The organism is Nitrospirillum bahiense (assembly GCF_007828025.1).
In the GTDB taxonomy this organism is placed as follows: Bacteria; Pseudomonadota; Alphaproteobacteria; order Azospirillales; family Azospirillaceae; genus Nitrospirillum; species Nitrospirillum amazonense.
The window spans coordinates 354,386-365,488 of the sequence record NZ_VITO01000005.1; the positions used below are offsets into that span (position 1 = coordinate 354,386).

An 11,103-nucleotide genomic window follows, 5' to 3' on the forward strand; every position below is an offset into this window, starting at 1 on the left:
CACATGCCGCCCGACTTGCAACACCATTTCCACCGGCCCATTCTGATCATCATCGGTCTTTTCTTATGCCTGGTGCTGATCGAGACCGTTCTGCTATCGGCACCACCCCTGTACCTGATCGCTGGACTGGTCGTCATCGTGGCCTGGAGCGGGGCAGCTCTGGCGTCCACCGTGGCTGCCCTACGATCGGCGTGGCGGCGGAACGTTCCGCAGGCCTGCGCCATGGCCATCCTACCCCTCGTCTTCCTGGCTTCCGCCCTGTGGCCAAAGCCGGTCATTTTCGGCGCTCGCGTTCTGGGTGATCGCCTGCATTTTGCGATCGCTCGACCCCGCTATCTGGCCCAAATCCGCGCCCTGCCCCAAACTGGGCAGCCGAGACTGGCAATCATCGAGTGGGGCGGCTTCATCGCCATGACCATCGGCGTCGTCTATGATGAGAGCGACGAAATAGGATTACCGCGCAGCCAACAATCTACCACTTGGAATGATCGAGCCGCCGGGTCGGAATTAAGTTGCGGTTACGCCGTCAACGCCGCTGTCGGTGATCACTTCTATCTGGTGGACTTCGGTTGCTGAGCGTCCCCACACGCGGCCCGTAACGTCCCCATCGCCCCAGCCAGGCCCTCGGTGGTGATTGCCGGGCTCACTGCCGATCCTATGCGAAATTGAAGGCGGCGGGCGCGGCCCAGGCGGTCCAGCGCTGCGGCCGGGAAGGGCACCAGCACGCCGCTCATCCCATCGGCGACATACCGTCCCACGCCCAGAGGCATGGGGCGGCCATCCAGGACCAGGGCCACGGGACAGGTATCGTCCCCACCACAGTCGGTTTCCAGCCACAGGGTCAGGGGGCCGGCCTCACAGCTCAGCGCCATGCCGGAAAACTCCCCCGCCCCATCATAGGCGAGGCCGGCCTTGTCGCCGTTGCCCATCCAACGCGGCGTGTCGGCCGCCATCGCCGGGGCGGCGGCCAACACACCGAGGAGAAGCAGGCGCCTCATCACACCGCCAGCAACAGCGGCGCCATGGCCGCTAAGCCCAGGCCGGCCAGGCGCGGGACCAGTTGCAGGCCGGCGCGCTCCGCCAGGCGGGAAAGGGCGACGCCGGTGAGGTGCAGGACGGCGGAGGCGGTGACGAAGCCGAGGCCGTAGGCCAGGCCATCGGCGTCAGCCGGCATCTCCACCCCATGGGCGGCGCCGTGGCAGAGGGCGAAAGCGCCGATCAGGGCAACGCCCGCGGCCAAGGGCAGCCGGGCGCCGAAGGCCGTCAGCCAGCCCAGGGCCGCCACCGACAGGACGATGCCCCATTCGACACCCGGCAGCGCCAGGCCGTTGGCGCCGGCGATGGCACCGGCCACCAGCAGGGCCAGAAAGGCCAGGGGCCACAGCCACACCGCTCGGCTGCCGTGCCCCCCTTTGGCCTGCCCCCCTTTGGTCTGCTGGCCAGCCCACAGGCCCACGGCGGTCATGGCGGCCAGATGGTCCAGCCCGCCGAAGGGATGGGCGAAGCCATCGGTGAAGCCATGGGTGTGGCCGGGCATGCCGGGGTGGGCCATCGCCACGGCGGGGGCAAATGCGGCGGCGGCGGCCAGGGCGGTCAGCAGGCGGCGGTGCATCATGGTCGGGTTCCCCTGTTCGATGTCTATAAAGCTCAGGCGGCCAGGCCGCCCTTTCCCCTAGGCGGCCAAGCCGCCGGCGCGTTCAATGAAGCGGGTGACGACGTCCAGGCCCTGCGCGGTCTTCAGGTTGGTGAAGACGTAGGGGCGTTCGCCCCGCATGCGCTTGGTGTCGCTGTCCATCACCTCCAGGCTGGCACCCACCAAGGGGGCCAGGTCGATCTTGTTGATGACCAGCAGGTCGGACCGGGTGATGCCGGGGCCGCCCTTGCGCGGGATCTTCTCCCCCGCCGCCACGTCGATGACGTAGATGGTGATGTCGGCCAGTTCCGGGCTGAAGGTGGCGGCCAGGTTGTCGCCGCCGGATTCGATGAGAATGATGTCCAGGCCCGGGAACTTGGCGTTCATCTGATCGACCGCCGCCAGGTTGATGGACGCGTCCTCACGAATGGCCGTGTGGGGGCAGCCGCCCGTCTCCACCCCCAGGATGCGGTCGGGATCCAGCGCGCCGACGCGCGTCAGGATCAGGGCGTCTTCCTTGGTGTAGATGTCGTTGGTGATGGCGACGATGTTGTAGATGTCGCGGAACCGCTTGCACAGCGCCTCCATCAACGCGGTCTTGCCGGAACCGACGGGGCCGCCGATGCCCACCCGCAGGGGGCCATTGGGTGAAGACGTGGACGTGCTCATGAGCGAAACAACCTCGTGTATTGCGTCTCGTGGTTCATGGAGGCGATGTCGGCCACCCAGGCCGCCCCGCCCAGATCATCCAGGGTGCTAAGGGCCGCGCGGGCCGCGGTGGCCAGCACCAGGGGTTCAGCCCGCGCCAGCGCGCGCTGGCCGTCCGTCTGGCCCAGGGGCACCAGGCGCAGGGCCGCCGACACCAGATTGCCGACGAAGCCGTGCAGATAGCCCAGCAAGGTGGCCGGCAGGCCGAGGCCATGGCCGGCGGCCACCGCCCCCACCGCCACGGGATAGGCCAGGTCGCCGCCCATCGCCTTCAGCCGGTCGACAGCGGCACAGGGCCAGGCCGACGCGATGGCGGCAGCGAAGGCCCGGCCTTGGGACAGGCTTTCCAGCCGCCGCTCCGCCGTAGGCGTCAGGGCGGCCGCCAGTTCAGCCACCTCGGCCAGGCCCGTCCAGTTATTGGCCGCCGAGGCGCGCCAGGCCGCCGCCGCCAGCACGGCGTCGTTCCAGCCGGAGCCCAGGGTCAGCAGATCGTCCACCCAGGCCACCAGCGCCTCCACCGTGCGGATGGTGCCATCCTCCACGCCCCATTCCAGGCCGTGGCTGTAGGAAAAGGCGCCCACCGGGAAGGAGGCCGTCAGCCAGGTCATGAGGCGGTAGACGCCGGCAGCGTCGGCGACGGCCTCAGCCATGGCCGTGCCCGTGGTGGTGATGGTCGTGTCCATGGTCGTGATCATGCCCATGACCGTGGGAGTGACCATGCCCGCCACCGGCCGGGCTGTCGCCATAGGCGCCGCCCTCGGGGTCGAAGGGGGCGGAGACGGGGGTGACGATGGCGCCCAGTCCGGTCAGCATGTCGGCCAGCACATGGTCGGCACGGATGCGCAGGCGGTCGCCGCGCAGCTCGGCCGGGATGTGGCGGTTGCCGATGTGCCAGGCCATGCGCAGCAGGTCGGCGATGGCCTCGCACCGCACCTCCATCAGGTCCTCCGGCGCCGCCCTGACCGCCACGATGCCGACACCGGTCAGCACCAGGCCATCGCCGTCGCGGATATGGCGGGGGCTGGGCAGGTCCAGCAGGAAGGCGCCAGCGCTCCCGTCCCGCTCCAGCCGCAGGCGCCGGCGGCAGCGGTGGTCGAAATCCAGCGTCACGGTGCCCACCGCCTTGGCGGCATCCCAATAGCCGGCGGGCAGAACGGTATGGGCCCTGGGCAAATCAGTCGAAGGGGGGAGGTCTTCACTCAAGGCGGCGATCCTCAGAACAGGAAATAGCGCTGCGCCAGGGGCAGCACGTCGGCGGGTTCGCAGGTGACGATCTGGCCATTCACCCGCACCTCATAGGTTTCCGGGTCCACCTCGACATGCGGCGTGGCGTTGTTGTGCACCATGGCGGCCTTGCCGATGCCGCCCCGGGTATTGCTGACGGCCAGCAGGGTCTTTTCCAGGCCCAGGCGCTGGCCCAGCCCGTCGTCCAAGGCCGCCTGCGAGACGAAGGTGACGGCGCTGCGCCGCACCGCCCGGCCATAGGCGCCGAACATGGGGCGATAGTGCACCGGCTGGGGCGTGGGGATGCTGGCGTTGGGGTCGCCCATGGGCGCGGCCACGATGGTGCCCATCTTCAGCACCAGGTCCGGCTTCACCCCGAAGAAGGCCGGTGACCACAGCACCAGGTCGGCCAGCTTGCCGGCGGCGATGGAGCCGACATGCGCACTCATGCCGTGGGCGATGGCGGGGTTGATGGTGACCTTGGCGATGTAGCGCTTCACCCGCGCGTTGTCGTTCTCGCCCGTCTCCTCCGCCAGCCGGCCGCGCTGCACCTTCATCTTGTGCGCGGTCTGCCAGGTGCGGATCAGCACCTCGCCCACCCTGCCCATGGCCTGGCTGTCGGAGGAGATGATGGAGAGGGCGCCCAGGTCGTGCAGCACATCCTCCGCCGCGATGGTCTCGCGCCGGATGCGGCTTTCGGCGAAGGCCACGTCCTCGGGTATGTTGGGGTCCAGGTGGTGGCAGACCATGAGCATGTCCAGGTGCTCATCCACCGTGTTGCGGGTGTAGGGCCGCGTCGGGTTGGTCGAGGACGGGATGACGTTGGAAAGACCACAGACCTTGATGATGTCCGGCGCGTGGCCGCCGCCCGCCCCCTCGGTATGGTAGGCGTGGATGGTGCGGCCCTTGAAGGCGGATATCGTGTCTTCGACGAAGCCGGACTCGTTCAGCGTGTCGGAGTGAATCATCACCTGCACGTCGAAGCGGTCGCCCACATCCAGGCAGGTGTCGATGGCGGCCGGGGTGGTGCCCCAGTCCTCATGCAGCTTCAGCGCCGCCGCCCCGGCGCGCACCTGTTCCTCCAGCGCCGCCGGCAGTGCCGCGTTGCCCTTGCCGGCGAAGGCCAGGTTCATGGGGAAGGCCTCCGCCGCCTCCAGCATGCGGGCCAGGTGCCAGGGGCCGGGCGTGCAGGTGGTGGCGTTGGTGCCGGTGGCGGGGCCGGTACCGCCGCCCAGCATGGTGGTGACGCCGGACATCAGCGCCTCTTCGATCTGCTGCGGGCAGATGAAGTGGATGTGGGTGTCGATGCCGCCGGCGGTGAGGATCTTGCCCTCGCCCGCGATGACCTCGGTCCCTGGCCCGACGATGATGTCCACCCCCGGCTGGACGTCGGGATTGCCGGCCTTGCCGATATGATGAATGCGGCCGTCGCGCAGGCCCACGTCGGCCTTGACGATGCCCCAGTGGTCGATGATCAGGGCGTTGGTGATGACGGTGTCGACGGCACCCCCCATTGGCCCCTGGGCGCGCGTCGCCTGCGACTGGCCCATGCCGTCGCGGATGACCTTGCCGCCGCCGAACTTCACCTCCTCGCCATAGGTGGTGAAGTCCTTCTCCACCTCCACGATCAGGTCGGTGTCGGCCAGGCGCACCCGGTCGCCCACGGTGGGGCCGAACATGTCCGCATAGGCGGCGCGGCTGATCCTCACGGCCATCAATTGCCTCCCTTAAGGGGACCGGAAACCTTGGCGTTGAACCCGTACACCGTCCGGGCGCCGCGATAGGGCACCAGGGTGACGGTGCGGGTCTGCCCCGGCTCGAACCGCACCGCCGTGCCGGCGGCGATGTCCAGCCGGTGGCCATAGGCCTGGGCGCGGTCGAAGCTCAGGCCCGCGTTGGTCTCGAAGAAATGGAAATGGCTGCCCACCTGGATGGGCCGGTCGCCGGTGTTGGCCACGTCCAGCGTCACCGTGGGCAGGCCGGCGTTCAGCTCGATCTCACCCTCATCGGTGTAGACTTGTCCCGGGATCATCGTCATCACGGCACCTCAGCGGATGGGGTTATGGACGGTGACCAGCTTCACCCCGTCTGGGAATGTCGCCTCCACCTGCACGTCGGGGATCATCTCGGCGATGCCCTCCATCACCTGGTGGCGGCCCACCACGTGGGCGCCTTGGTCCATCAGCTCCGCCACTGGGCGCCCGTCGCGGGCCCCCTCGACCACGAAGTCGGTGATGAGGGCGATGGCCTCGGGATGGTTCAGCTTCACGCCCCGTTCCAGGCGGCGGCGCGCCACCATGGCCGCCATGGCGATCAGCAGCTTGTCCTTCTCACGCGGGGTCAGGTTCACCGCATATCCTCCGTCAGCAACGCCAGACGCGCGGGACCGGCGTCCCGCGCAGGAATTCGATCAGGGGCGCCCAGGCGCGCAGCAGGGCCTGGCCGTCGGGCGCCACCAGGCGCAGGGCCAGCAGGCCGTTCCAAGCGCTGGCCCCGGCCTTCACGCCGTCGACACGTAATACCTCGCGTACCGCGTCCACCCGGGCTTCCGCATCCCCCGCCACATAAAGGCAGGACGCCACCGCACGGCCGCCACCGGCCACGGCCGCGCGCGCCAGCTGGGCATCGATGTCACCCTCAAGCCGCACGGCATCCGCATAGGCCAGGTGACCGCCCCGGCGGATACGCCAGTCATCGCGGAACAGGCCGTGGGTCACCCGCTCCCCCCGGGCGGTGCGGCCGAACACCGTGGCCTCCGCCGCCAGCAGGGTGGCGTCCGGCGCCATCTCCACCTCCAGCCGGCGGCACAGCCGGGCGCCATCGAACAGGATGGTTTCCTGCGGCAGCCAGTCCAGCCGGCCAGCCACCACCAGGCGGTTCAGCACCCGCGCCTCCCCGGCGCTGGCGCGGTAGACCTTCTCGGCCGCCTGGGTGGTGACGGTGGCGCGGGCGCCGGCCGCCACGATCACCTCCGTCTCCAGCACGTCGCCGCCCGTCAGGCCGCCGCCGGTGTTGATCAGCACGCCCTCCACCCCCGGCCCCTTGGGCAGGCGCAGGCGCGCGGATCCGGATTGGTAGAGGCGATCCAGGCGGGTGATGCCGTCCGCGTCCGCCTTCACACCCAGGACGACGCGGCCCTCCAGGCGCTGCAGTCGGCTGGCCGGTCCCAAGGCGGCGTCAGGCACAACACCCCCCGTTCCCCTTCGGCGCTGTTCCGTCCCGCGTCATTCCCAGGCCACCCCACTGTTTCCCGGGCGGCGGTTCGCAACCGCCGTGCCAGGGGTTGACCATGCGGTCAGCTTGGCACGCCCACCCGCGCGGGCAACGATCATCGCCCAGAAATTGGGCGTCTGTCGATGTGCGCTTAAAAGATGGGCAGGCCCCATACGTCATTTGACGTACGGGCCGCCCCGTCACAGCACGGCGTCCGGATGGCTGGCGGCCAGCAGGGTACGCACGCGTGGCACCAGGAAATCGGACAGAGACTGCACCTTGGCCGGCAGCAGCGCCCGGTGCGGGTAAACGATGGCCAGTTGCACCGGCTCCGGCGGATGCTCGGGCATCACGATTTCCAGGGCACCGGACTTGACCTCCTCCGCCACCTCCCACAGGGGTTTCAGGGCGATGCCATGACCGTCCACCGCCCACCGGGTCAGCACGTCGCCGTCGTCGGCGTCCATGGGGCCGGCGATGGACAGCTTGGTGCTCTTGCTCTCGTCTTTCCCGGGACTGGTCAGTGTCCAGCGGTACTGCTGCGTGCCGGGGAAGCGCAGCAGCAGGCAGTCATGCTCCAGCAGGTCGGACGGCGCCTTGGGCCGGCCGCGCGCCTCCAGATACCGGGGTGCCGCCACCAGCACGCGCCGCAGGTCGGCGATCTTGCGCACGACGAAGCTGCTGTCCTTCAGTGTGGCCATGCGGATGGCCATGTCCACGGACTCGCGCAGCAGATCCAGCAGATGGTCGGACAGGCGCAGGCGCACATCCACCATGGGGTTGGCGGCGCGGAACTCCGGCACCAGCGGGCCCAGCACGCGCCGGCCGAAGCCCAAGGGTGCCGTCACCCGCACGCTGCCCGAGGGGGCGCCGCCCTCGGCCGCGATGCTGCTGTGCGCCCGCTCCACGGCCTCCAGCACCTCCAGGCAATGCTGGTAGAAGACCTGGCCGGTCTCGGTGGCCTGCAGCTGGCGGGTGGTACGGTTCAGCAGCCGGGCGCCCAGGTGCGCCTCCAGCTGCTGGATGCGGTGGCTGACCAGGGCCGGCGACATGCGCAGGTTCCGCCCGGCCGCCGACAGGCTGCCCAGGTCCACCACGCGCACGAAGACCTGCATGTTCTCCAGCAGGGCCATCACCCCATCCCCCGGCCTTGATCCACGGCGACACTCTCGCCCTCGGCCCGCTTTCGTGCAAGGCTGGGGCCAGTCATTTCAATGACTATCGCGCACGGCCTGCTCGATAGAGGCATCCAGCTCGTCCATGGCCTCGTCATGCGGCACCAGACGGCCAGTGGCGATGTCTGCCAAACCACGCTGGATACCCAGCGCCACGGTATCAGCTATAACAGCGTCACGATCATGCACCCGCTGGCCCTGGATGTAGGTCGCCCGCACCGCCCGGTCGTCGCCCAGGGTCATCAGCAGGAACAGCTCTTCCTCCAGGTCGCCCTGGATGACGTCGCGCCTGTGGGCCATGGCGGGGGTGGCGGACGGGTCCAGCACCACCAGGTCGGCATAGCGGCCGGGGGCGATCTGGCCGATCTCCTCCGTCAGGCCGAGGGCTGCCGCGTTGCCCCGGGTCATGAGGTCGAAGGCGGCCAGGGCCGGCCAGCTTTGGCCGCGCAGCTGCAGGACCTTGTACCCCTCGCCCGCCGTGCGCAGCAGGGAATAGCTGGTGCCGCCGCCCACGTCGGTGGCCAGGCCCAGGCGCACCGGCCGGGCAGGGTTCTCCAACGCGGCGCGATCGAACAGGCCGCTGCCGATGAACAGGTTGCTGGTGGGGCAGAAGACGGCGACGGACGCCGTCTCGTGCATCCGGGCCATCTCCCGCTCGCTCAGATGGATGCAATGGCCGAACAGCGAGCGGTCGCCCAGCAGGCCGAAGCGGTCGTAGACGTCCAGGTAATCGGTGGCCTCCGGATACAGGCGCGCCACCTGGCGGATTTCCTCGTGATTCTCCGACAGGTGGGTCTGCATGTAGACGCCGGGGTGCTCCCGCAGCAGCGCGCCGGCGGCCTCCAGCTGTTCGGGCGTGGAGGTGATGGCGAAGCGCGGGGTGACGGCGTAGCGCTGGCGGCCCACGCCGTGCCAGGCGCCGATCAGCGCCTTGGAATGGTCGTAGCTGGTCTGGGCGGTGTCGGTCAGGGCGGTGGGGGCGTGGCGGTCCATCATGACCTTGCCCGCCACCAGGCCCACGCCGCGCGCCTCCGCCTCCGTGAACAGGGCCTTGACCGAGCCGGGGTGGACGCTGCCGTAGACCACGGCCGACGTCGTGCCGTTGCGCGCCAGCTCATCCAGGAAGAAGCGGGCGTTGCGGCTGGCGTGCGCGTGGTCGGCGTACCGCTGTTCCTCGATGAAGGTGTACTTCTCCAGCCACTCCATCAGCTGCGCCCCGTAGGAAGCGATGACCTGGGTCTGGGGGAAGTGGATGTGGGTGTCGATGAAGCCCGGCAGGATCAAGCTGTCGGGGTAATGGTCCACCGCCATTCCGGCCGGCAGAGTGGGCAGCAGGTCCGACGCATTTCCCACCGCCGTGATGCGGCCGGCCGTGACCACCACCAATCCGTCGGAAATGTACCGATAGCTGTCGCGGTCGCCCGGGCCCTGGGGCGCGCGCAGGAAGGTCAAAAGCCGGCCGCGCAGGGCGGTGGTTCCGGGGGTGAACGCCATGACGAATATCCAGGTTACGGGACGCTTGCGGATGCCATGTGAGGCGATGCCGCACCGGCGGACCAGGCGGCCAGGATGGCCCGTTCCTCCGGCGTGATCAGGGTGACATTGCCGGGCGGCATGGCGCTGCTGAGCGCGGCCTGGCGCCGGATATCGTCGGCATGGCGCAGGATATCGCCCGGATTGTCAAGGATGACGCCATGCGGCGGGGCGTTGATGCCGTCCCAGGCCGGGGACGCCGTATGGCACATGCTGCACCGGTTCATCACCACCTCCTGCGCCTGGGCGAAGGTGGCCCCATAGGCGGGACTGCTGGAGGTTGCAGCGCCAGCGGCAGGGCCGCCGTCGGCCGACCCTTGCGCACTCAGCCACGCGGTCAGCAGGATGCCGGCGGCGGCAATGCCCCAGGTCCACCACGGCGCCGGCTTGCCGGCATGCTTGGTGTTGAAGAAATGGCGGACGCTGGCGCCCACCACCAGGATGACGGCGAAGATCACCCAGTTGTAGCGGGTGGCGTAGGTCAGCGGATAGTGGTTGCCGATCATGAGGAAGACGACCGGCAGGGTCAGGTAGTTGTTGTGCATGGACCGCTGCTTCGCGGCCTTGCCCAGCGACGGGTCCGGCGTGCCGCCGGCCAGCAGCGTCGCCACCACCTTGCGCTGGTTGGGGATGATCAGCAGGAAGACGTTGGCCACCATCATGGTGCCGATCAGGGCGCCCATCTGCAGCATGGCGCCGCGCGGGCTGAAAACGTGGGTCGTGCCCCAGCAGGCCGCCACCAGGAAGACGAAGCCCACCGCCGCCAGGGCGCCGTTGTGCCGGCCCAGGGGGGAGCGGCACATCAGGTCATAGACGATCCAGCCCGCGGCCAGCAGGCCGACGCTGAGGGCTATGGCCTGCCATTGCGTGAGCGCCATGACCGACTGGTCGATCAGGAGCAGGTCGGCACCCCGGTAATAAAGGACGCACAGCAGGAAAAAGCCGCTGAGCCAGGTGGTGTACGCCTCCCACTTGAACCAGGTGAGCTCAGCCGGCATCTGGCTGGGCGCCACCAGGTATTTCACCATGTTGTAGAAGCCGCCGCCGTGGACCTGCCAGGCCTCCCCCTGCACACCCTGGGGCAGGTGGGGCCGCTTGCGCAGGCTGGCGTCCAAGGCCATGAAATAGAAGGAGGATCCGATCCACGCCACGGCCGCCACGATATGCAGCCAGCGCGCCAGCGTATTGACCCACTCCCAGAAAATGAACTCCATGGTCCCGCCGCCCCGCATTTTGTGCAACCGCACAACGCTACGGGGACGGGCGCCGCCGCGCCAGGGTTCGCGTATCGGCAACAGCTTCAAAAATCGTGGAAAGGCGGGAAGAGGAAGCGCTGGGTGATGATGGATGGAGTCCACCTTGGGCCGAAAGCAGACCGGCGACTTTTTTCTGCGAACCTTGATAAGTCGAATCCGACAACCGCCATCATCTCGGACCGCAAGCGGCCGGAGTGCCCAGGACGTTCGGAGCAGCAATGTCCACTGCTTTGGCCTCCAGGAGAGACAGTCTGTCATGTAAGGTTTAGCAGGCTGTTGAAAAAGCCTGTGGCTGCCTGAGTTTCAGCATGATTCACTGTTGGCCTTGGAACGGAGCCGAGGGCGGCATGCGGGGATCGGA

Annotated in this window: 13 protein-coding genes; 1 reads left to right on the forward strand and 12 read right to left on the reverse strand. The window is 68.7% G+C overall.

The genetic code is table 11. The features are described from left to right. Window positions 1-3 precede the first annotated feature (3 nt). Window positions 4-576 (forward strand): hypothetical protein, encoded by a 573-nt coding sequence (locus FBZ88_RS09940; RefSeq protein WP_145616647.1) that lies wholly within the window; start codon window positions 4-6, stop codon window positions 574-576. Here the strand turns inward: FBZ88_RS09940 and FBZ88_RS09945 are convergent. From FBZ88_RS09945 to FBZ88_RS10000, 12 genes are all read right to left on the reverse strand, one after another. Then, entirely contained in the window at window positions 552-998 is a 447-nt protein-coding gene (locus tag FBZ88_RS09945; RefSeq protein WP_088874221.1) for a hypothetical protein, read from the reverse strand. The genes FBZ88_RS09940 and FBZ88_RS09945 overlap by 25 nt on opposite strands. Then, on the reverse strand, window positions 998-1,615 hold the full coding sequence (locus FBZ88_RS09950) for a HupE/UreJ family protein (protein WP_145616648.1): 618 nt from the start codon (window positions 1,613-1,615) through the stop codon (window positions 998-1,000). The genes FBZ88_RS09945 and FBZ88_RS09950 overlap by 1 nt, the downstream gene beginning before the upstream one ends. 57 nt (window positions 1,616-1,672) lie before the next feature. Continuing rightward, the gene (ureG, locus tag FBZ88_RS09955; protein WP_088874219.1) at window positions 1,673-2,302 is read right to left on the reverse strand and encodes an urease accessory protein UreG; all 630 of its coding nucleotides are present in this window, start codon (window positions 2,300-2,302) and stop codon (window positions 1,673-1,675) included. Beyond that, window positions 2,299-3,024 carry an urease accessory protein UreF gene (locus FBZ88_RS09960; protein ID WP_244909649.1) on the reverse strand — a complete coding sequence of 242 codons (726 nt, stop codon included), beginning with the start codon at window positions 3,022-3,024 and terminating at the stop codon, window positions 2,299-2,301. Before FBZ88_RS09960 ends, ureG begins: the two co-directional genes overlap by 4 nt. Next, complete coding sequence (locus FBZ88_RS09965; protein ID WP_244909648.1) at window positions 2,984-3,544, reverse strand: urease accessory protein UreE; 561 nt, start codon at window positions 3,542-3,544, stop codon at window positions 2,984-2,986. Before FBZ88_RS09965 ends, FBZ88_RS09960 begins: the two co-directional genes overlap by 41 nt. 11 nt (window positions 3,545-3,555) lie before the next feature. Continuing rightward, complete coding sequence (ureC, locus tag FBZ88_RS09970) at window positions 3,556-5,280, reverse strand: urease subunit alpha (protein ID WP_088874217.1); 1,725 nt, start codon at window positions 5,278-5,280, stop codon at window positions 3,556-3,558. Next, on the reverse strand, window positions 5,280-5,597 hold the full coding sequence (locus FBZ88_RS09975) for an urease subunit beta (protein WP_145616687.1): 318 nt from the start codon (window positions 5,595-5,597) through the stop codon (window positions 5,280-5,282). The genes ureC and FBZ88_RS09975 overlap by 1 nt, the downstream gene beginning before the upstream one ends. Before the next feature lie 15 nt (window positions 5,598-5,612). Beyond that, on the reverse strand, window positions 5,613-5,915 hold the full coding sequence (locus tag FBZ88_RS09980) for an urease subunit gamma (RefSeq protein ID WP_004273333.1): 303 nt from the start codon (window positions 5,913-5,915) through the stop codon (window positions 5,613-5,615). A 13-nt stretch (window positions 5,916-5,928) separates the two neighbouring features. Next, window positions 5,929-6,750: an urease accessory protein UreD gene (locus FBZ88_RS09985; protein WP_145616649.1), complete on the reverse strand. Its 822-nt coding sequence runs from the start codon at window positions 6,748-6,750 to the stop codon at window positions 5,929-5,931. 228 nt (window positions 6,751-6,978) lie between these two features. Next, entirely contained in the window at window positions 6,979-7,911 is a 933-nt protein-coding gene (locus FBZ88_RS09990) for a LysR family transcriptional regulator (RefSeq protein ID WP_145616650.1), read from the reverse strand. 78 nt (window positions 7,912-7,989) lie between these two features. Beyond that, complete coding sequence (gene guaD / locus FBZ88_RS09995) at window positions 7,990-9,447, reverse strand: guanine deaminase (RefSeq protein ID WP_246138594.1); 1,458 nt, start codon at window positions 9,445-9,447, stop codon at window positions 7,990-7,992. A 14-nt stretch (window positions 9,448-9,461) separates the two neighbouring features. Continuing rightward, window positions 9,462-10,700 (reverse strand): urate hydroxylase PuuD, encoded by a 1,239-nt coding sequence (locus FBZ88_RS10000; RefSeq protein WP_145616651.1) that lies wholly within the window; start codon window positions 10,698-10,700, stop codon window positions 9,462-9,464. Window positions 10,701-11,103 lie beyond the last annotated feature (403 nt).